The 19,472-nt window shown below is 66.6% G+C and carries 18 protein-coding genes; 6 read left to right on the top strand and 12 right to left on the bottom strand.

Annotation, left to right across the window (positions count from 1 at the left end):
- The first annotated feature begins 184 nt into the window (after nucleotides 1–184).
- The gene (locus NNX37_RS04650) at nucleotides 185–913 is read left to right on the top strand and encodes a GAF and ANTAR domain-containing protein (protein ID WP_255791134.1); all 729 of its coding nucleotides are present in this window, start codon (nucleotides 185–187) and stop codon (nucleotides 911–913) included.
- A gap of 36 nt (nucleotides 914–949) precedes the next feature.
- On the opposite strand, the gene NNX37_RS04655 is transcribed toward NNX37_RS04650, so the two are convergent.
- Both NNX37_RS04655 and NNX37_RS04660 read right to left on the bottom strand, forming a co-directional pair.
- Complete coding sequence (locus NNX37_RS04655) at nucleotides 950–2,077, bottom strand: serine hydrolase domain-containing protein (RefSeq protein WP_255791136.1); 1,128 nt, start codon at nucleotides 2,075–2,077, stop codon at nucleotides 950–952.
- A 97-nt stretch (nucleotides 2,078–2,174) separates the two neighbouring features.
- Nucleotides 2,175–2,741: a GNAT family N-acetyltransferase gene (locus NNX37_RS04660; RefSeq protein WP_255791137.1), complete on the bottom strand. Its 567-nt coding sequence runs from the start codon at nucleotides 2,739–2,741 to the stop codon at nucleotides 2,175–2,177.
- A gap of 138 nt (nucleotides 2,742–2,879) precedes the next feature.
- On the opposite strand from NNX37_RS04660, the gene NNX37_RS04665 reads away from it, so the two are divergent.
- Nucleotides 2,880–3,506: a hypothetical protein gene (locus NNX37_RS04665; protein WP_255791138.1), complete on the top strand. Its 627-nt coding sequence runs from the start codon at nucleotides 2,880–2,882 to the stop codon at nucleotides 3,504–3,506.
- Nucleotides 3,507–3,613: 107 nt separating this feature from the next.
- Nucleotides 3,614–4,192, top strand: a complete 579-nt coding sequence (locus tag NNX37_RS04670) for a rhodanese-like domain-containing protein (RefSeq protein ID WP_255791140.1) — start codon at nucleotides 3,614–3,616, stop codon at nucleotides 4,190–4,192.
- A gap of 89 nt (nucleotides 4,193–4,281) precedes the next feature.
- Here NNX37_RS04670 and NNX37_RS04675 read toward each other — a convergent pair whose 3' ends face one another.
- Nucleotides 4,282–5,664 (bottom strand): DUF2254 domain-containing protein, encoded by a 1,383-nt coding sequence (locus NNX37_RS04675; protein WP_255791141.1) that lies wholly within the window; start codon nucleotides 5,662–5,664, stop codon nucleotides 4,282–4,284.
- A gap of 192 nt (nucleotides 5,665–5,856) precedes the next feature.
- On the opposite strand from NNX37_RS04675, the gene NNX37_RS04680 reads away from it, so the two are divergent.
- Nucleotides 5,857–7,587, top strand: coding sequence for an MDR family MFS transporter (locus tag NNX37_RS04680; RefSeq protein WP_255791142.1), 1,731 nt, complete (start codon nucleotides 5,857–5,859; stop codon nucleotides 7,585–7,587).
- Between the two features lies 1 nt (nucleotide 7,588).
- Complete coding sequence (locus NNX37_RS16480) at nucleotides 7,589–8,053, top strand: MarR family winged helix-turn-helix transcriptional regulator (protein ID WP_255791143.1); 465 nt, start codon at nucleotides 7,589–7,591, stop codon at nucleotides 8,051–8,053.
- On the opposite strand, the gene NNX37_RS04690 is transcribed toward NNX37_RS16480, so the two are convergent.
- From NNX37_RS04690 to NNX37_RS04700, 3 genes are all read right to left on the bottom strand, one after another.
- A complete protein-coding gene (locus NNX37_RS04690) occupies nucleotides 8,037–9,653 on the bottom strand; it encodes a PAS domain-containing sensor histidine kinase (RefSeq protein ID WP_255791144.1) in 1,617 nt (538 codons plus the stop codon). The two genes, NNX37_RS16480 and NNX37_RS04690, sit on opposite strands and share 17 nt — an antisense overlap.
- A complete protein-coding gene (locus tag NNX37_RS04695) occupies nucleotides 9,650–10,462 on the bottom strand; it encodes an alpha/beta fold hydrolase (RefSeq protein ID WP_255791146.1) in 813 nt (270 codons plus the stop codon). Before NNX37_RS04695 ends, NNX37_RS04690 begins: the two co-directional genes overlap by 4 nt.
- A gap of 296 nt (nucleotides 10,463–10,758) precedes the next feature.
- Entirely contained in the window at nucleotides 10,759–11,241 is a 483-nt protein-coding gene (locus NNX37_RS04700) for a MarR family winged helix-turn-helix transcriptional regulator (RefSeq protein WP_255791147.1), read from the bottom strand.
- A 94-nt stretch (nucleotides 11,242–11,335) separates the two neighbouring features.
- Here NNX37_RS04700 and NNX37_RS04705 point away from each other — a divergent pair, with 94 nt between their 5' ends.
- The gene (locus tag NNX37_RS04705) at nucleotides 11,336–13,195 is read left to right on the top strand and encodes an ABC transporter ATP-binding protein (RefSeq protein WP_255791148.1); all 1,860 of its coding nucleotides are present in this window, start codon (nucleotides 11,336–11,338) and stop codon (nucleotides 13,193–13,195) included.
- 38 nt (nucleotides 13,196–13,233) lie between these two features.
- Here NNX37_RS04705 and NNX37_RS04710 read toward each other — a convergent pair whose 3' ends face one another.
- From NNX37_RS04710 to NNX37_RS04735, 6 genes are all read right to left on the bottom strand, one after another.
- A complete protein-coding gene (locus tag NNX37_RS04710; RefSeq protein ID WP_255791149.1) occupies nucleotides 13,234–13,599 on the bottom strand; it encodes a VOC family protein in 366 nt (121 codons plus the stop codon).
- Between the two features lie 33 nt (nucleotides 13,600–13,632).
- Nucleotides 13,633–13,992, bottom strand: a complete 360-nt coding sequence (locus NNX37_RS04715) for a VOC family protein (protein ID WP_255791150.1) — start codon at nucleotides 13,990–13,992, stop codon at nucleotides 13,633–13,635.
- A 190-nt stretch (nucleotides 13,993–14,182) separates the two neighbouring features.
- Nucleotides 14,183–16,702 carry an MMPL family transporter gene (locus NNX37_RS04720; RefSeq protein ID WP_255791151.1) on the bottom strand — a complete coding sequence of 840 codons (2,520 nt, stop codon included), beginning with the start codon at nucleotides 16,700–16,702 and terminating at the stop codon, nucleotides 14,183–14,185.
- Nucleotides 16,695–17,393 carry a TetR/AcrR family transcriptional regulator gene (locus tag NNX37_RS04725; RefSeq protein ID WP_255791152.1) on the bottom strand — a complete coding sequence of 233 codons (699 nt, stop codon included), beginning with the start codon at nucleotides 17,391–17,393 and terminating at the stop codon, nucleotides 16,695–16,697. The genes NNX37_RS04720 and NNX37_RS04725 overlap by 8 nt, the downstream gene beginning before the upstream one ends.
- Before the next feature lie 58 nt (nucleotides 17,394–17,451).
- Nucleotides 17,452–18,429: an aldo/keto reductase gene (locus NNX37_RS04730; RefSeq protein WP_255791153.1), complete on the bottom strand. Its 978-nt coding sequence runs from the start codon at nucleotides 18,427–18,429 to the stop codon at nucleotides 17,452–17,454.
- 32 nt (nucleotides 18,430–18,461) lie between these two features.
- Nucleotides 18,462–19,346: a DUF2231 domain-containing protein gene (locus NNX37_RS04735; protein WP_255791154.1), complete on the bottom strand. Its 885-nt coding sequence runs from the start codon at nucleotides 19,344–19,346 to the stop codon at nucleotides 18,462–18,464.
- Between the last annotated feature and the right edge of the window lie 126 nt (nucleotides 19,347–19,472).

The following is a 19,472-nucleotide window of genomic DNA, read 5'->3' on the forward strand; positions in this document are numbered from 1 at the left end:
CGAAACAACCGCCCCGCCTGTCACTAGTAGGATGTCCAACTATCTGACTGTTGTCCAGATCACACTTTGGTCTCTGTGACCGGGGGAGGAAGAAGCCCCCGGGACCGCTCTGGGAACGGCAGCATTTTCGGAGCGTGTGGCAGGCGTCCCAGGGACGAATGCCCCCTTTAGGTAAGCTGTTGCAATGACAGCCCTTACTCGTGGAACCTCAGTTGCGGCACAGCTGCAGCAACTCATTCTGGACAACCCGGGCATGGAACTTTTTCTTGAAGCCTTCGCCGGGCAGGCTGCTGAACTTTTCAGCGACCCGAACCAGCTGCTCTGCAGCATCACCCTGAAGCGGGACAAACGCGCCCAGACCGTGGCCAGCAGCAGCACCGAGGCCAATAAGCTCGATGAACTCCAGTACGGCTACGGCGACGGGCCCTGCCTATATGCGGCGGAGAGCGGAGAGCTGACGCTGGTGGCGGATACCCGCACCGGGTCCCGCTGGATCGAGTATTTCGAGGCCATCCATGGTCTCGGTTGTTATTCCATGCTCGCCGTACCCCTGCTCATTGGTGACGACGGCGGAGCGGCCCTGAACCTCTACGGCAGGAGCACCGGCATCTTCACCGATGATTTCGTGCGTGCTGTGGAGGATTATGCAGCGGAAGCGGCCGTGACACTGCAGGTTGCCGTTATGATCGCGAACCACCAGGACGTCAGCGACAATCTGCACAAGGCGATGGAATCCCGGACCGCCATCGACGTTGCCGTCGGCATCGTTGCCGGCCAGAACCGCTGCAGCCAGGAGGAGGCCTTTGCCATCCTCAGCCGGGCGTCCAGCCACCAGAACATCAAGCTGCGTGCCCTGGCCGAACGGCTGGTTGAATCGGTGACCGCGGCCAAGGTGGCAACCCACTTCGCCTAACAGGCCGGGCAGGCCAGCGGCGCCAGGCGGCGCGGATTACAGATTCCCCCGCACCTCCCCGAACGGTTTCCAGAAGTAATCGAAATGCTCCTGCGGGCTGCTCAGGAACCGCTGGGTGAAGACGACGCCGATGTCCCCGTTGGGATAGACGGCGGCGCTGGTCCCGGATCCGCCGGCCCAGCCCCCCATGCCCGGCTCGGACCAAGCCGCCCCGCGTCCGGTCTGCACGGCGGTCATGAATCCCCAGGACTCGTCCGGGCCGGCCACTTCAGCCACACCGACCTGCTGCGGCGAGGTCAGCTGATCCGCGGTCATTTCGCGCCGCAGCTCGGCGGGCAGCACCGTGTCATCCGCGAGCCCGGCGAGGAAGCGCAGGAAGTCCGGCACGGTGGAGACCAGGCCGCCGCCCAGGGACGCGAACTTCGGCGGGCCGGCCAGTGCGTCCCGGTAGGACACCGCCTCGAACAGCCCGCCGTCGTCGTTCGCTGCATACACCACGGGGAAATGTTCGGTGCCAGTGGGGAACCCCGTGCCGATCAGCCCGAACGGTTCGCTGATCCGTTCCTGCACCAGCTGGTCCAGGGGCGTGACGGCAGCTGCCGCGAGCAGGACGGAAAGCACGTCCGCGCTGGAGTGGTACATCCAGCGCTCCCCGGGCTGATAGGCCAGCGGCAGGCTGCCGAGCCGGGTCAGATACTCCTCGGGAGTCATGTCCGGCGGGTTGGGACCCCAGAGGAAATCCTGGGTTGCCGCCACATAGGGGGTCGGTTCGAGGTCGACGCCGAGCCCGGCGGTGAAGGTCAGCAGGTGGCGCACCGTGACGGGGCCGCGGGCCGGGACCGTCAGCGTCAAAGGCGCGTCAGGGGTGGCCAGCACCCGCAGGTTCGCGAGTCCCGGCAGCCAGCGGCCGGCGTCGTCATCCAGCCCGAGCGTACCGTCGGCCACCAGACTCATGGCCAGGGCGCCGCCGATCAGCTTACTCAGTGAGGAAATGCGGAACGGGGTGTCCTCGGCCATCGGTTCGGACCGGTCGAGTCCCAGCGACCCGGCGGCGAAAATTTCGGTCTGCCCGTTGATCCGAACGCCTGCCACCAGTCCCGGGCACCAGCCCGATTGGACGGTCTCGGTCAGCCTGTCCCAGAGGGGTGCGGCGATGCCTGGCATGCTTCTACTGTCCGCTTGTGCGGCGGAGCGCGTCAACGGATGGGGGTCCCGGGCTCTTTACGGGGGATTGATTGCACCCGCTCCGTCCCGGCGCCGGTTACTCCCTGCGGTCCCGCACCGCCGCGTAAATGAACAGGTCCCTGCGCTGCCCGGAGATTTCCATGTAACTCCGCAGCAAGCCCTCCCGTTCAAAGCCGGCCAGCTCGGCGGTCCGGATCGAGGCGGTATTCCACGGCTCGATGTACGCCTCCACGCGGTGCAGTTCCGGAATACTCCAGGCGAAGTCCAGCAGTGCCCGCAGGGCGTGGGCGGCAAACCGGTGGCCGCGGGCGGTCGGCATGATGCCGTAGCCGGCCTGGGCACGGCCGTGCTGCAGCTCCCACCCCCAGAGTCCGATCTGCCCCACGCACCGGTCCGTGCCGGCGTCGGCCACCGCAAAGGAAAAGCCTGTTCCCTCGGCGTGCCGCTGCCGCTGCCGTTCCAGCCACTCCAAGGCCTGCCCGTGGGTCGCCCGCGCCAGAAGGCTTCCTACCGTGGGGACGTACTTGTCCCGGGCCAGCTCCATGGCCATCCCGACGTCGGTGTCCCGGAACGCGCGCAGCCTCACGTTGGCATACTGCGGCTCGACCGAAGGCCATGGGGGAATGCCGGTGCTGGTTTCCATGGCGACAGCCTGCCACAGCCGCGCCCGGTGGCCGGAGGCGAACCGCCGAACCGCACCGTTTGCATGGTCCGGGCATTCCCGGCAGGGACTCTCGGAGACAATGTACGGATACCTGCCCCACACGGAAATAGAGGAAGTATGACCACCGTCAATCTCAGCGTCAGTATTCAACGGAAAAAGCTAATGCCCTGGCAGCGGCCGGATGCCGTCTTCAAAACCGGCATGGACGTGGAATCCGTGGACATCTCCGAAGCTCCGGTCGCCGGCGTCTATGAGCCGGGAAGCGAATACTCCGGCGAATCGCTCCGAATCAGGGGCGGAGACTGGTTCGTTAGCCTGGGCCAGAACGCACGGGAGGTCATAGACCTTTCCGCCCATCTCCACGGACTCTCCCGGACGAAGGACCAATCAGCGGCAGAGGAGGCCGCCCGCCGCGCCGCAGACCAGTTCCTCGTTATTGCAGGCACCGTCTGGAAGAAGATCGGGGAACCGTACTACGAGATCATCGATTCCAGGGTAGACGGTGAGCGCGGCACCACCATTCTGGCGAACTGCAACGCCAACTCCCCTGTCGAGGACACTGCCTACTGCTACGGTGCGGACGAACGTGAGCAGGCCGTGAAGGACGCTACGGATCTCGCCGACCGCCGGGTGCGCAGCAAAGAGGTCTGCCTGGCGCTGCAGGATTTCGCCGGTATCGCGGTGACGCCCGAAGCGATCCTGACCATCAGGCACGGGATGCAGCCCGGCAGCCCCCTGGGGTAAACCCTGCCCTCACTGGCTTCCGGGCGCGCACGGTTTCCCGACAGCAGCCGTTTCACCGCCCGGGAAATCAACCTCCCAAATCTTCATCTACAGAAATGAGCCATTCCATGTCTTCTACCACCACCGCCCTTGACGCCGCCGCACTGCAGAACCTCATCACCCGGGATGAGGACCTAGTAGTCCTCGACGTCCGTTCCGCCGCCGAGTTCGAAACCCTGCACATCCGCGGCTCTTACAACGTCCCGCTGCCGCTGCTGAGCGGGCACACCGCGGACTTGGCTGAGCGCCTCGGCAGCCGCGTGGTGCTGGCCTGCCAGTCGGGCATCCGCGCCGAGCAGGCCCGTGAGCGCCTCGCCGGTGCCGGCGTTGACGCCCAGGTACTCGCCGGCGGTGTGCCCGCATTCGCTGCCGCCGGCGGCAGCGTCGTCCGCGGCGCCCAGCGATGGTCGCTGGAACGCCAGGTCCGGATGGCCGCAGGCTCCCTCGTGGTGGCAGGGCTGGCCGGCGGTCGGCTCGTGTCGCCGAAGATGCGCCTGCTGGCCGGAGCGATCGGCGCCGGGCTCACGTTCTCCGCCGCGACCAACACCTGCGCCATGGGCCAGGCCCTGTCGAAGATGCCTTGGAACAAAGCCGCGTCCGAGCCCACGGCCCAGTCGGCCATCAGCCAACTGCCCGCCACCCGCTAAGCACCGCGGTGCGCCGGCCGGTGGGCCGATGGGCCGATGGGCCGATGGGCCGATGGGCCGATGATCAGGAAACTGTCCGTTCCGCTGCCCTAAACCGACCGGGTCTCCCCCGCCCGGTCCGTGAAGGCGGACCGCAGGTCCCCGGCCAGCGCTTCCTCGACCCGGCGGGCCATGTCCCGGACCTCCTGCTCATCGGCCACGGCCAGATCCCGGGAAGTGCTCTCCAATACCAGCGAGGACTGCCGGCGGATCTCCTCACGCTGGTCGTCATTGACGGCGTTGGCCGCGCAGTCACGCAGCAGCCGCAGGAGCCCGGACAGCACAACCGGCTCCGAGTGCGCGAAGCGCCGCACGGGACCGCAGACCAGGTCCATGAAGTACCGGTAGTCCCGGCCTGCAGTGACCAGCCGCAGCACACCGGCGGAGTCCGCCTCCCCCTCCGGGCCGAGCCGGCGGCGGGAGATGTCGACCAACAGATCCGCGCAGTACCCCAACGCATGCGCAGCGGTGATCGGATCGTTGATGCTGGGGGAAATGGCCTTGACCGCAATATCCGTCAGCTGCCGCAGCCCGAGAGCGGCGTCCTGCTCCGGCGTCCGCTCATAACCGATCTCCAGTGCCTCGGCCAGGGAAGCCCGTACCGCACCCAGCGGGACAACGCCGCCGCTGTCGCTCCACACCCGGGCCACCGGCGTCCCGAAGGTCACGTGATCGCCCGGCTGCACCTCGATCCGCAGAGTCAGCCCGTGCCGCTGCAGCATCTGGACCAGCGGCTTGGCCTGCACCGCCTGTACGATGCCGCTGCGGCGGGCCGGGACGACGGTGCCGCCGTCGGGGACGGGGAATTCCTGTACCTCGCCGGCCTCGGAGTCGGGATAGGTTTCGCGCAGCACCGCCAGGCAGCTCTGATGCGCGTTAAGCATCATGGTGTCCACCCGCAGGGACCGGGTGATGTGCCCGATGAACAGCAGCAGCACCACGCCGCTGGCAATCCCCAGCACGTAGACCAGGCCCACCACCAGGACCGGGACGGACCGGTCCACTTCCATTCCGTACAGGCCGGTGACGGAGACCATGAACGTTCCCATCAGCACGCCAAGAATGGTCTGAGTGCGGGCATCCCGGGCGAACTCGCGCAGCAGCCGCGGCGAAAACTGCTGCGAGGCCAGCTGCAGGGCCACAACAGTCAGGGAGAACGTCACGGTGGCCGCGGTCATCACGCTGGTGGCCACGGTCTGCAGCAGGCTGCTCGCCGCGTCGACGCCGGCCGGCCAGATCCAACGTGCCCACGCGACGTCGTCGGCCGGACGGACCTGAAGCAGCAGCAGCGCCAGCAGCACCGCAGCCAGCGAAGCGCTGGTGGGCCAGAACCAGAGCGAGGCCCGCAGCGCATCGCGGGACACGTGGAACCGCCGCTCTGGCCCCGGGTGGCTCGGCAGGAAGGTGGATGGACCGTGCACCGTATCGCTCATCGAAGCCCCTGGGAGAGTAAAAGTAAGCCTGCTTTCATTGTGCCCGGGTTCGGCATGCGACTCCAATCCGAGGACTGTCTCGTCACGTACCCCCATGAGATCGGTCACCAGCAGGCGCATATCGGCAGGGCGGCGAAAAAGCCGGACCTAACGTTGATATAGATCAACTTTTCCCAGCTTTTTGGAGTGCGCATGTCCGTTTCCCCTGCCCGGGAGGGCGCTTCCCCCTCAACGCGAGCCGAGGCGCGCGCCGAGGCCAAACGCAAGCACCGCGCCGTCCTCCAGGCTCTGACCGGCCTGCTGCTGGGCATGTTCGTCTCGATGCTGGCCAACACGGTGGTCAGCACCTCGCTGCCGGTGATCATTTCCGATCTCGACGGCGACCAGGCAGCCTTCACCTGGGTGGTTACCGCCACCCTGCTGGCCACCGCGGTCTCCACCCCGGTCTGGGGCAAGCTCGCTGACCTGCTCAACCGCAAGGTCCTGATCCAGCTGGCCTTGATCATCTTCATCGTGGCCAGTGCCGCGGCAGGTTTCGCCCACAACACCGACTGGCTGATCGCCATGCGCGTGATCCAGGGCATCGGCGCCGGCGGCCTCGGTGCGCTGACCCAGATTGTCATGGCGGACATTGTTTCCCCGCGTGAACGCGGCCGCTACATGGGCCTGTTCGGTGCCGTGATGGCCCTGTCCACGGTGGGTGGCCCGCTGATCGGCGGTGTCATCACGGACACCGTCAACTGGCGCTGGAACTTCTACGTCGCGGTGCCGCTGGCCGTCGTCGCACTGGTGATGATCCAGAAGACCCTGCATCTGCCCCCGCTGAAGAAGCGAAAGGTCCAGATCGACTACGCCGGCATCGTGCTGCTTTCGGCATCCGTGTCCTGCCTGCTCGTCTGGGTCTCCCTGGTGGGCAGCGACTTCGGCTGGGCCAGTGCCGCCACGGCATGGATGGTGGGCGGTTCCCTGCTGGGCCTCGCCGCGTTTGTGGCCGTGGAGCGATCAGCTACGGAGCCGCTGATCCCGCTGAGCCTGTTCCGCAACCGGACCTTCACCTTCTCCGTGATCGGATCACTCTCCGTCGGAGTCGCCATGTTCGGCACCACCGTCTTCCTGTCCCAGTACATGCAGCTGGCCCGCGGCGCCTCCGCGACCATGTCCGGGTTGATGACCATCCCGATGATGGCCGGCCTGCTGATCATCTCCACACTGGTGGGCCGGATGATCACCAAGACCGGCAAGTGGAAGGCCTACGTGGTGGTCGGGTCCGTACTGCTGACCGTCGGGCTGGTCCTGATGGGCACCATCGAATACGACACCGACTTCTGGCTGGTCTCCGTGTACATGTTCCTGCTCGGCGCCGGCGTGGGCATGGTGATGCAGAACCTGGTCCTCGTGGTGCAGAACGACGTTCCCACCCGGGACCTCGGCGTCGCCAGCTCCAGCATCAACTTCTTCCGCACCATCGGCGGCACCGTCGGTGTCTCCGCCCTCGGCGCCGTGCTGGCCACCCAGGTGACGGACCGGCTGGCCGCGAAACAGGGCGAGCTGATGGCTGCCATCGGCGCACTCGGTGCGGAGGGCAAGGAAGTGGCCGATTCACTGGCCTCCGGCACCATCCCGGATGTGAACTCGCTGCCCGAATCGGTGCGCTTCATTGTGGAATCGGTCTACGGCTCCTCCGTGGCGCACATCTTCATGATCGCGGCGCCGCTGGGGATCCTGACCCTGCTGGCGGTGCTGTTCCTGCCGAACCTGCCGCTGGGCAGCCTGACCCGGCACGAGAAGATGCAGGCCGAGGAATCCGCAGTGGCCCCTGCCGGCTCCGCGGAAACGGTAGCCCACGTATCCGAGCACACCGCCGGGCAGAATCCCGCTGTTCCGTCCGGAAAGGATGTTCCCTCCGGAAAGGACAACAGCTAGCGTGGCGACGCCGACGGCCGGGGACTCTGAGAACATCACCTTCGAGTCCTCGGTCCTGGAGGTGGAACACCAGTTCTCGATGATGCTTGCCGCCGCCCGGCGGTCCGTTAAGCACGCCGCGGCAGCCGTCCACCCTGCCCTGCAGCCGCTGGGTTTCACGGTCCTGATGACCCTGTACCGCGGTGGGGAATGCCAGCAGGGCAGTGTTGTCGAAACCCTTCACGTGGACAAGGCACTGCTCAGCCGAACGGTGTCTCAGCTGGAGGCCCTGGGCCTGGTGGTCCGCCGGACCGATCCCGCGGACGGACGGGTCCAGCTGCTGGATCTGACCGCCGAAGGCCGGGCCCGCTTCGAAGGAGCGAATACAACCAAACGGTCCAAGCTGCGCGCCCGGCTGCGGAGCTGGACCCCGGCCGAGCTTCGGAACCTCTCTGACCTGCTGCACAAGCTCAACGAGCGGGACTGATTTCCTCAGCGTTTACCGCGTTCAGGGGCAGGGACACCGTGAACTCGCTCCCCTGCCCCGGGCTGCTGATGAAGCTCAGCTTCCCGCCGTGCGCCTCCACGATGTTCTTGGTGATGACCAGTCCCAGCCCCACGCCGGGGACCGCTGAGGCGACGGCACGGCGGGCACGGAAGAACTTGGTGAAGACCTTTTCCTGCTCCGCAATGCTCATTCCAATCCCGGTATCCGCCACCCGGAGATGGACTGCCTGCTCGTCCTGCCACAGCCGCACGGTCACCGTTCCGCCGTCGGGGGAATACTTCACGGCATTGGAGAGCAGGTTATCCACCACCTGGCTCATACGCTGCGGATCCACGTCCGCGGTCAGGGAAGCCGGGATGTCCGATACCAGCTCCACCCGGCCGGCATCCGCCTTCGGTTCCACTGACTCCACCCCGGCCCGCACAATCTCAGCCAGATCCATCGGACGGCGGTCCATTTTTGTGGCACCGGACGCCACCGACAGCAGATCGGACACCAAAGCCAGCAGCCGCTCCGAGTTACGCAGCGCGACGTTCAGGGCCGACTCCACCTGCGGGGGCAGGCCGTCCTCGTCCAGGGCAAGGTCGAGGTACCCCATGATCGAGGTCAGCGGGGTCCGCAGCTCGTGGGACACGCTGGCCACAAACTCATCCTGCGCCGCCCCGGCACGGACCAGCTTGGTGACATCGCTGAAGGCAAGCACGGATCCGGGGAAGGATCCCTCGGTTTTGATGGGCCGCGCGGACACGTTGAGGGCCAGCTCGTGTTCACCTGTACCGAACCACACCAGCTGGTCCGAGAATGACTCGCCGGCGGCGGCCCGCCGAATGGGGTGCTCAGTCTCGGGGACAGGCGTCGTCCGGTCCGGACCATAAATCTGCGGCCCTACCCCTGCGAGGGGGATGGGTCCGACGGTCCGGCGCCAGCTCGAGAGCAGATGGGAGTTGGCCAGCAGGGTGTTGCCCTGTGAATCCACTACCAGCAGGCCGACGTTGGCGGCGTCCAGCACGGATTCCAGCAATGCCTCACGTTCCCTGCTCTCGAGCAGGTTTGCCTGCAGGATGCGGTCCTTCTCCACGATGGCTTGCTGCTTTTCCCGGAGTTCCTCCACTGCCACGGCACGGGCAGCTTCGGCCGCTTCGGCCTTCCGCAGTGCCTCCACGAGCTCACGCTCGTAGAGGGTGCGTTTGGCGGCCTTGAAGGCTGCGATCCGGTCCACCGAGGTGCCGTCGCTGTCTTCGGAACGGACACCGGACAGGAGTACCGGAACCGGCTCCCCGTTCACCGACAGCAGCTCCGCGGCCATTTCGTTGAAGCACCCGGACACGGCCAGCTGGGACACCGCATAGGAGGCAAAAACCACCCGGTCACCCACGGGCATCAGGTCGGTGACGTTGCTGCCGAGCAGTGCGTCCCGGGAACGCCCGGTCCAGGCGGCAAGGGTCTGGTTGACCTCCAGGATGGTTCCATCCGCGGCCAGGACGAGGTGTCCGGAAGGCGCCGCGTGGAAGTGCTCCTCGTAGGCGCTTCCATGCGGCTGCGGTTGGTTCGCTCCCCGGCCGGTACCGGCGCCGGTCATGAGCGAACCACCGGTAGGTGTTGGAGGATGGCCTCAACCGTCTCGCGGGGGGAAATGACGTGCGGCATGCTTCCGCGGACGTTCAGCTCCGCCAGCGTACTGCCGGGAAGGAACCGGTGAAGGTACAACCCCGCCGCTTCAGGAGTAAGCGGGTCGGCCCGGGACTGCAGAATCAGGGCCGGGACCGACACCTGGGGCAGCAGGTGCCGGATGTCCGTGGCAAAGGTCATCCGCAGGAAATCCCGCACGTATTCCGGGTGTAGCCGGCACATCTGCTCGGCCATGGCAGCTTCACCCTCCGGGCCGGCGTCCGGGCCCGCTATTCCCGGAGCCACCATCCGTGCCCAGAGCGGATAGTTTGCCTCCACGGCATCCATCACTCCCTGGATATCCTCCTCCGAGAACCCACCGGCATATCCGTCGTCGCTGACGTAGCAGGGCGCGGTGCAAAGCAGAACGAGGCGTGCAATCCGTGGAGTCTGCACCGAGGCGGCCACTGCCATCGCGCCGGCGATGCTGTGCCCCACAATGATGGCCTGCTCCAGGTCCAGAGCATCCAGAATTTCCACCAGGTCCGCCGCATAGCCTTCGAGGACGGCATACTTGGCCGGGTCATAAGCCTCAGGATCGGCACCGCCGGTTCCTACGTGGTCAAACAACACCACCTTGTAGGTGTCCGTGAATGCCGGCAGGATCGGATTCCAGATCACCTGGTCGCAGCCGAAACCCTGCACAAGCATCAGCACCGGACCATCGGCACGCCCCAGCACCCGGACGTTGTTGCGACGGATCACTGTCTGCGCATTCATCCTGCTTCTGCCTTCGTCGGGTCCGTGATGAGACCCGGAATTGGAAGAAGTACCGGTCGTATTGCGCATGAAGTTGAGGCCTTATATCGAGACTGTTTCAAGTACCGGCGAAATTGCCGGAGAGAGAAAGCGGCACGAACGCGCAGAGATTCCCCGTTGCAATCTAACAGAGCCGCAGGTACGGAAGAAATCAATGCAATGACATGTACTGCTAATCGGCAGCATCCTTGCCTTTTCGTAGGGCAGCTGCCGATACGGCTCCCGTCATGAAGGAGATTTCACCGTCATACAGAGTCCTATTCCTCCCTGTTCCGGCCAAGATTTCCGAGGATCCGTGCCAGATCCGCCCGGTCTCCGGGCGACAGGACGGAAAAAAATTCATCCGCCTCACGTTTCCGCTCCGCCAGGACTGTTTCGCGCAGGCGCTCCCCGGCCCCGGTGAGTGACAGCAGGGCAGCCCGCCGGTCGGTCGGATGCGCCCGGCGCTCCACCAGGCCCTTGGCGGTCAGCTGGTCCACCACCTCCGTGGCGGAACGCGGCGCAATGCGCAGCCGCTCCGCCAACTCCTTCAGCCGCAGCCCGGGCTCACTGCCCGGAGGCACATCGGCGTCCCCGCCACCGTTCTGTTCGGCGGCCCGCGCCACCTCGTTCATCGCCCGGAACTGGTGCGGCGTCAGCTCATACGGAGCGAGCTGCTGCATCCAGCGTTTCCGCAGTCCGCGGAACGCGGCATGCATCAGGTCACCAAGGGCAGCCGGATCGGCAGGGGCATTCGTCATGGAGATCAGTCTACTCATTTCACAGGTAACCACATAATGAGGTAACCTCTGCATTAGCTGCCGATTCGCATCTCCCGGCAGCACAGGAGGAACCATGGCTATTCCCGAAGCGGCCCCGGAGGGCCCCGGAAGCGGTAGAGGATCAGGCGGCGGCCGCGGCCCCGCAAAACTGAATCCCGCCGACCAAAAACAACTGACCCGGCATCCGGTTCATCTGCGGCGCATCGCCGCCCTGTTCGCCCCGCACAAGGGGACGATCGCCGTCGTCGTTCTGCTGATCACCGCCTCGTCGGTGGTCGGCCTCGCCCAGCCGTTCCTGGTCCGCGCCGTGATTGACGACGCGCTGCCGCACGGCAATACCCGCCTGCTGCTGTTCCTCACCGCATCCATGGTGGGGGTGGCCGCGCTGACCGCCGCGATCGGCGTCGTCCAGACCTGGCTGGCCACCGGCATGGGCCAGCGCGTAATGCACACCCTGCGCGTCCGCCTATTTACCCATTTGCAGGCCCAGTCCCTCGGCTTCTTCACCCGCACCCGCGGCGGGGAGGTGCAGTCCCGGCTCACGCACGACATCTCCGGCATGCAGTCCGTGGTCACCACCACCGCCACTGGAGTCGCCTCGAACCTCACGACGGCGGTAGCCACCGCCGTCGCCATGGTGGCCCTCTCCCCCGGGCTCACCCTCATCTCGCTGGTGGTGCTGCCGCCGGCCATCTGGCTTTCCCGCCGCGTGGCCATTATTCGCCGCGACGTCACCGACGAACGCCAGCGCGAACTTGCCGCCCTGCACACCCAGGTAGAGGAGGGCCTGTCCGTTTCGGGGGTGCGGCTGGCCAAAACGCTGGGCACTGTTCCGCGCGACGCCGAGCGGTTCCGCGCCCGCTCCGAGACCCTTGTGGGACTGGAGATGCGGAGCCAGCTCGCCGGCCGCTGGCGGATGGCCACCATGCAGATTGTCTTCGCAGCCATCCCGGCCGTCATTTACCTAGCCGCCGGGTTCCCGGCCACCAGCGGCGACATGACCATCGGCACCCTGGTGGCTTTCACCGGGCTGCAGGCCGGCATTTTCCGGCCGGTCATGGGTCTGCTGAACATCGGTGTGCAGTGGGTGACCGCCATGGCGTTCTTTAGCCGGATCTTCGAATACCTGGACCTCGAGCCGCAGATCCGTCCGGCCGCGCATCCGGTCCGGCTGGATCCGGGCGCGGTGCGCGGCGACGTGCGGTTTGAGGACGTGCACTTCGCGTACGACGACGGCACCGAAGTCCTGCACGGCATCGACCTGGCGCTGCCCGCCGGGACGGCCACCGCCGTCGTCGGCCCCACCGGCTCCGGCAAAAGCACCCTCGCGTCCCTGTTGCCGCGGCTCAACGACACTGGTTCCGGCAGTGTGAGCATCGACGGCGTGGATGTACGTAATCTGGCGCCGGAGGACCTGGTCCGGATTGTCGGCGTCGTCTCGCAGGAGACGTATCTGATTCATGCCTCCATCCGCGAGAACCTGCTGCTGGCCGATCCGCAGGCGAGCGACGAGCAGCTCTGGTCCGCCCTGGCCGCGGCACAGATGGCCGACACCGTCGGTGCCCTGCCCGAGGGCCTGGACACTCTGGTGGGTGCGCGCGGCCACCGCTTCTCCGGCGGCGAGCAGCAGCGCCTGGCCATTGCCCGCACCATCCTGCGCAATCCGCCGGTGCTGGTGCTGGACGAGGCCACTTCGGCGCTGGACAACACCACCGAGGCACAGGTGCAGCTCGCCCTGGAGCGGTTGTCGGCAGGCCGGACCACGCTCACCATCGCGCACCGGCTCTCCACCGTGGAGAACGCGGATCAGGTGGTGGTGCTCGACGCCGGCCGGGTTGTCGAGGCAGGCACGCCGGCGGAGCTGCGGGCTGCCGGGGGTGCGTTCGCCCGGCTTGCCGCTCATAGCGCCGTGCAGGACGGCGTCATAGCCTAACCGCCGCTCATTCCGCCCGGCCTCCGCTTATCCGGCCGCTAGCCCTGGCAGAGGCAGAAGGGATGACCCGCCGGATCCAGGAACACGCGGAAGGTCCTTCCCAGCTGGTGCTCATGTTTGGTTGCCCCAAGCGCGAGGACCGCGGCTTCCCCCTCGTCCAGATCGTCAACATCGACATCGATGTGCATTTGCTGGGGAGCATCCTGGCCGGGCCAGACCGGCGGCGTGTAGTTCTTCACCCGCTGGAAAGCGAAGCGCTGGCCGGTGACGTCGGAAATCTCGGTCCAGTCGCCGTCGTACCCGTCCAGGTCCACCTTCCAATCCAGGAGGGCGCCGTAGAAGGTGGCGAGTGCCTCGGGATCCGGGCAGTCAATAACTGTGCTGGGTACTCGTGCGATAGCCATGGCTGGAACCTTAGCCGGGCTTCAGTCACCCTGCTAGCCGACACAGATACAGAAGGGGTGGCCGGCCGGGTCCAGGAACACGCGGAAGGTCTCCCCCGGCTGGAACTCGTGCTTGGTCGCGCCAAGGGCGAGGACGGCGGCTTCCCCTTCGTCCAGATCGTCCACATCGACGTCAATGTGCATCTGCTGGGGAACATCCTGACCCGGCCATTCCGGCGGCGTGTAGTTTTCCACCTTCTGGAAGGCGAAGCGCTGGCCGGTGACATCGGTGATGTCCGCCCAGCCGTTGTCGTCCACCGACACCTTCCAGTCCAGGAGGGCGCCGTAGAAGGTGGCGAGTGCCTCGGGGTCCGGGCAGTCGATGACAGTGTTGGGAACTCGTGCGATAGCCATGGCGGGAAGCTTAGGGCGCTGCGAGGCCGGCTGTCACGCGAATTTCTGCTGCTGACACGCAGGAACAAGGTTGCTCCAGGCTCCGGCAGAAGAAGCCACCACCTTCTGGGCATGCTTCGCGGGAACGAAAAACGTGCCGCCCTTCCGGAAGGAAGGACGGCACGTTTTTTGTTCTTCGGGAACGGGCGGACTAGCTCCGGACCGGTTCCTCCACTTCTGAGTGCTGCTCGTCGACGTGCGGGTGGCGGCGTTCCAGGGAGGCGCCCTCGACGTCGACATCCGGCAGGATCTTGTCCAGCCACTTCGGCAGCCACCAGGCCTTGTCGCCGGCCAGGTGCATCAGGGCCGGGACCAGCAGCATCCGCACCACGAAGGCATCAACGAGGACACCGAAGGCCAGCGCGAAGCCGATCGGCCGGATCATCGTGCTGTGCGAGAAGATGAAGCCGCCGAACACGGACGCCATGATGATGGCCGCGGCGGCCACCACCGAGCGTCCGGCGCGGAAGCCCTGGGCGACGGCGAGGCGTGCCGGTGCGCCGTGGACGAAAGCCTCCCGCATGCCGGAGCCGAGGAAGAGCATGTAGTCCATGGCCAGGCCGAAGAGGATGCCCGCCAGGATGGTCGGCAGGAAGCTCAGGATCGGGCCGGGGGTTTCCACCCCGAAGATGCCGGCGAGCCAGCCCCACTGGTAGATGGCCACCACGCCGCCGAGGGCGGCGAAGTAGGACAGGATGAAGCCGAGAGTGGCGATCACCGGAACGAAGATGGACCGGAACACCAGGATCAGGATCAGCAGGGACAGTCCCACCACCACGCCGAGGTAGAGCGGCAGGGCGGAGCCCAGCTTCTCGGAGATGTCGATGTTGCCGCTGGCAGAGCCGGCCACGCCGATCTCGTAGTCGCCGTTCTCGCCCTCAACCGGGGACATGCCGCGCAGCGAGTTCACGAGTGTTTCGGTGGATTCGCTCGTGGGGCCTTCTTCCGGAATGACCTGGAAGGCAGCCACGCTCCGGTCTTCGGAGGTACCGATGGGGGCTACTGCCGCCACGTCGTCCTGCTCGAAGATGGCGGTGGCAATCTCGTTCTGGGCCACCAGCGCTTCCTCTTCGCTGGGCTCGCCGGGCAGCTCGGCCACGAGCAGCAGCGGACCGTTCTGTCCTTCACCGAACTTCTCGGAGACGGCCGCATAGGCCCGGTACTGGGTGGTGTCGTGCGATTCGGCGGAACCGTCGGGCAGGTTCAGCCGCAGGTCCATCGACGGCACGGCCAGCAGCAGCAGCGCGGCAATGGAGCCGACAACCGTCACCACGGCACGGACGGAGGACATGGGCTTGGCCGACGCGAGCTGCGGGCGGCCCTCCTTGGAGTCGGCGCCGCCGGCGGGAGTGATGGCCGCGCGTTCCTTGCGGCTGAGGATGCGCATGCCCACGAGCTTCAGCAGGGCCGGGGTCAGCGTGACGGCAACCAGCACGGCGATGGCAACACAGGCTGCACCCACGGTGCCCATGAGGCCCAGGAACGGGATTCCCGTGACGTTGAGCGCGAGGAGTGCAATGAAGACGGTTGCACCGGCGAACACCACGGCGTTGCCCGAGGTGCCGTTGGCCAGCGCAATGGACTCCTGCAGGGAGAGGCCGGTCTTGAGCTGGCGGCGGTGCCGGTTCACGATGAACAGGGCGTAGTCGATGCCCACGGCGAGGCCGAGCATCAGGCCCAGCACCGGGGTTACGGAGGCCATTTCGACGACGCCGGAGAAGGCGAGGCCGCCCAGGGCACCGATGCCGACGCCGATCAGCGCGGTCAGCAGCGGCAGCCCGGCAGCGATCAGGGTGCCCAGCATGACGAACAGGACCACGCCGGCGATGACGAGGCCAACCACCTCGCCGATGCCGAAGAGCGCCGGAGTCGCGGCCGAGATTTCAGCGGAGAAGTCCACCTTGACCCCGTCGATGGGCTCATCCTCGAAGAGGGCCACCACGGCATCCTTGGTTTCCTGCGTAATTTCCATCTGCGACTCAGTGAAGGTCACGTTCAGGATGGCGGCGCTTCCGTCCTCGGAAACGGTGCGGATTTCCGTGGCCATGTCCAGCAGGGCTGCGCCCTGTTCGGCCTGCACGGCGCCGGCTTCCAGCTCTTCGCTGCCGGCGTCCAGCTCCGCCCGCTTAGCATCCAGTTCGGCCTGCTGTGCGTCCAGTCCGGCCATCATTTCGGCGGGTGCACCCGCCGCTTCGGCCTGTTCCCGCGCGGCGTCGAGCTGGGCCTGTCCGGCCTCCAACTGGGCGCGGCCGTCCTCAATCTGGGCGCGGCCTGCCTCAACCTGCGCCAGGCCCGCCTGCAGTTCCTGCCCCTGCTTGGCCCGCTCCGCCTCGGTGGCGAACGGATCGATGACGTTTTCCACGCCGTCAATCTCGCCGGCCTCGTTAACCCACTCGGAGATTTCCTGCTGCTGGGTATCGGTGAAGCGGGAGCCGTCGTCCGTCTGAACCATCACGGAGCCGGAGCCGCCCGATGCCTGCGGAAGTTTTTCCTGCAGCCGCTCGGTGACCTTGGTGGTGGGTGTATCGGGAATCGAGAACGCGGTGGTGAGGGTGCCGCTGAAGAGCGTGTAGGCCACACCGGCCACCACGAGCACAGCGAACCACGCCGCCAGGACGGTGCGCGCACGGCGTGCGGCCGCCGCACCAAGGCGGTAGAGGAATTCAGCCATTGAGAGTCTGTCCTTTAGAGGGATGGTTGGGGGAAACTGCGGAACTAGGGCAGGCTTGCCCGGCCGGTCCGGCGGCATGGCCGGTACGGACGGTGTCGAGAAGCTGGTCCAGCATCCGGGCCCAGCTGCGTCGGGACTGCGGAGTGTCAACGGCACCGGTGGCGCAGTGCCAGTGGTGGTACAGCACCCCCAGTCCGCTGGTGAGGGCGCCCACCAGCAGGTGCACGCTGAGCTTATCGGCCTCGGGGTGGCGGCTGAGCATCACGGAGGAGAGCCGTTCGCTGAGCTCGGTGAAGGCCCGCAGGGCCATGGGGTGTGCCGTCGCTGCCGGCCCCCCGTCTCCGAGCACGCGGTTCAGGTAGGCCATGGGTCCCACCAGGTCCGCGTTGCGGAAGGCCTCGGCAATTTCGTCCAGCACGGCCGGGCCGTCGGACGCAGGGACGGCGGTCAGGCTTGCGACGGCGGAACTGAGCACGTCGCTGCAGACCTCGGACACGATGTCATTGATGGAGCCGAAGTGGTTGAACACCGTGCGGCGGGAAACGTCGGCGCGCTGCGCCAACTCGTCCACAGTGAAGTCTGTGGTCTGGCGCTCGTCCATCAGCGCGGCCGCGGCAGCCACGATTTCCTGCCGGTGGCGGCTTTTGAGCGCTTTGCGGCGGTCTTCAACCGGGAGGGTGGTGGTCAGCACGTTCCTACACTACGTGCATCATTGCACTGGGTGCAAACGGTTGGCGGCAGGCGTTCAGTCAGTACCGGGCACCCTCCGGCTGCGGTGCGTTATTGAGCATTGCCAGGTCCTCGTCACTGAGTATCAGGTCTCCGGCAGCGACGTTTTCGCGCAGGTACTTCGGCGTCTTGGTGCCGGGAATCGGAATGACCCGGCGGCCCTGGGCCACTACCCAGGCCAGTGCCACCTGCGCCGGCGTCGCGCCCACCCCTTCGGCGACGTCGTGCACCCGCTGCACAATGGCCAGGTTCGCCTTGATGTTCTCCTGCTGGAAGCGCGGGAGCTTCCGGCGCATGTCATCAGCCGGCAGCTGGTCAAAAGACGTGAACCGGCCGGTGAGGAACCCGCGGCCCAGCGGTGAGAAGGGCAGGAACGCCATGCCGTGCTCCTCGCAGTAGGGCACGACGTCGGACAGCCGGTCCCGGGTCCAGAGCGAGAGTTCGGACTGCACCGCCGTCACCGGATGCACCGACTGCGCCAGCTCAATCTGCTCCACACTCGCCTCGGACAGCCCGATGGCGCGGGCCTTGCCGTCCGTGACCGCCTGTGCCATCGCTCCCCAGGAATCCTCCAGCGGCACCTCCGGATCCACCCGGTGCAGGATATACAGATCCACGTGATCGGTGCCGAGCCGGCGCAGGCTCGCATCAATGGATGCGCGGATGTGCTCGGGGCGGCCGTCCTTCTTCAGTCCGGGCATCGTCCCGGCGGCGGGAGCCTCGTTGCTGATCTCCAGTCCGACCTTGGTGGACAGCACCACCCGTTCCCGGTAGCCGTCCTTCAGCGCCCGGCCCACGAGTTCCTCGTTGGTGTAGGGGCCGTACACGTCCGCGGTGTCGATCAGGGTGCTTCCCAGCTCGACCGCTCCGCGGATGACAGAGACAGACGTTTCATCGTCGCGTTCGGCATTCATGTCGTAGGCGTAGCTCATGCCCATACAGCCCAGCCCGATGACGCCGACCTCGGGCCCGTTGATTCCCAGATGTGTTGTACGCACGGCAGTCTCCTTGCGTGGCGAAGCGGACAGGTTCAGGGTTTAACGCTTACCTCCAGCACACCGTCCCGGATACGGGTGGAAAAGGACGGCTGCGGGGCTGTCGCCGGCCCGTGCACCACTTCCCCCGACTCCACGGAGAACGTGCTGCCGTGCCAGGGGCAGACGATGCACAGCTCGTTCGCCACCTGCCGCAGCTCGCCGTCGTGGAGGGGGCCGCCGAGGTGGCTGCAGCTGTCCACGAGGACAGAGACCGCGCCGTCCGCGGCACCGTCGGTGCGCTTGAGCACCATCAGGTTCACCGGTCCGAGACGGGCCGGCTGCGGAATTCCGGACGCGAATGCCCCCGCGGGTCCCAGCGAATGCCAACCCGCCGGGATCTGCTCGGGGAAGTCATCGTTGCGGTTGACCCCGGCGCCCTGCCGGTAGGACAGGTGGCCGCCCAGGAAACCGCCCGCACCGGAGACTGCGAGGCCGGTGAAGGCGAGGACGCGACCCAGGCCCGTGCGACCCCTACCGCGCATCAGCCAGGAGGCGGAGTAGAGGCCGACGGCGAGCACGTTCGCGGCCTGGTGCACAATCCCGGTGCGCTGCTGTTCGGTATCCAGCTGCGAGAAGTCGACGGCGCCTGCGAGCGCGGTGGGACCCGCGGCCGCTACACCCACGCCTACCAGGGTCCGGGCGGCCCGCTCGTTGCCCGGCACCAGGTCCAACACAGCAGCGGACACCCACGCACCCAGCGGCACCACGATCATCAGCGGATGAAGCGGGTGCCCCAGGGGCACTCCATGCAGGATGTCTTTCATGGCAGGCCAGGGCACACCGGCCTTCACCGCCTTCGACACCCAACCGGCTGCGGGGTCCAGCCAACCCGTGGTTTCCAGTTTGTCGGCAACGGTCACTAAGGGCAGTCGGCGCATGGCTTCTCCTCACGGAAATGATCACCTGATTGATCCTGCACAGGGTAGGTGCCGCCCCGTGCGGACGCCACCGAAACCGCCGTACCGTCCGGCTTGGGCGGTACTGTTGCACGCCGGCCCGGGCCG

This window comes from Arthrobacter zhaoxinii, from assembly GCF_024385505.1.
Lineage (GTDB): Bacteria > Actinomycetota > Actinomycetes > Actinomycetales > Micrococcaceae > Arthrobacter_B > Arthrobacter_B zhaoxinii.

Coding starts and splice junctions, on each gene's coding strand:
- NNX37_RS04650 (WP_255791134.1), top strand. CDS start 185: ATGACAGCCCTTACTCGTGGAACCTCAGTTGCGGCACAGCTGCAGCAA.
- NNX37_RS04655 (WP_255791136.1), bottom strand. CDS start 2,077: ATGCCAGGCATCGCCGCACCCCTCTGGGACAGGCTGACCGAGACCGTC.
- NNX37_RS04660 (WP_255791137.1), bottom strand. CDS start 2,741: ATGGAAACCAGCACCGGCATTCCCCCATGGCCTTCGGTCGAGCCGCAG.
- NNX37_RS04665 (WP_255791138.1), top strand. CDS start 2,880: ATGACCACCGTCAATCTCAGCGTCAGTATTCAACGGAAAAAGCTAATG.
- NNX37_RS04670 (WP_255791140.1), top strand. CDS start 3,614: ATGTCTTCTACCACCACCGCCCTTGACGCCGCCGCACTGCAGAACCTC.
- NNX37_RS04675 (WP_255791141.1), bottom strand. CDS start 5,664: ATGAGCGATACGGTGCACGGTCCATCCACCTTCCTGCCGAGCCACCCG.
- NNX37_RS04680 (WP_255791142.1), top strand. CDS start 5,857: ATGTCCGTTTCCCCTGCCCGGGAGGGCGCTTCCCCCTCAACGCGAGCC.
- NNX37_RS04690 (WP_255791144.1), bottom strand. CDS start 9,653: ATGACCGGCGCCGGTACCGGCCGGGGAGCGAACCAACCGCAGCCGCAT.
- NNX37_RS04695 (WP_255791146.1), bottom strand. CDS start 10,462: ATGAATGCGCAGACAGTGATCCGTCGCAACAACGTCCGGGTGCTGGGG.
- NNX37_RS04700 (WP_255791147.1), bottom strand. CDS start 11,241: ATGACGAATGCCCCTGCCGATCCGGCTGCCCTTGGTGACCTGATGCAT.
- NNX37_RS04705 (WP_255791148.1), top strand. CDS start 11,336: ATGGCTATTCCCGAAGCGGCCCCGGAGGGCCCCGGAAGCGGTAGAGGA.
- NNX37_RS04710 (WP_255791149.1), bottom strand. CDS start 13,599: ATGGCTATCGCACGAGTACCCAGCACAGTTATTGACTGCCCGGATCCC.
- NNX37_RS04715 (WP_255791150.1), bottom strand. CDS start 13,992: ATGGCTATCGCACGAGTTCCCAACACTGTCATCGACTGCCCGGACCCC.
- NNX37_RS04720 (WP_255791151.1), bottom strand. CDS start 16,702: ATGGCTGAATTCCTCTACCGCCTTGGTGCGGCGGCCGCACGCCGTGCG.
- NNX37_RS04735 (WP_255791154.1), bottom strand. CDS start 19,346: ATGCGCCGACTGCCCTTAGTGACCGTTGCCGACAAACTGGAAACCACG.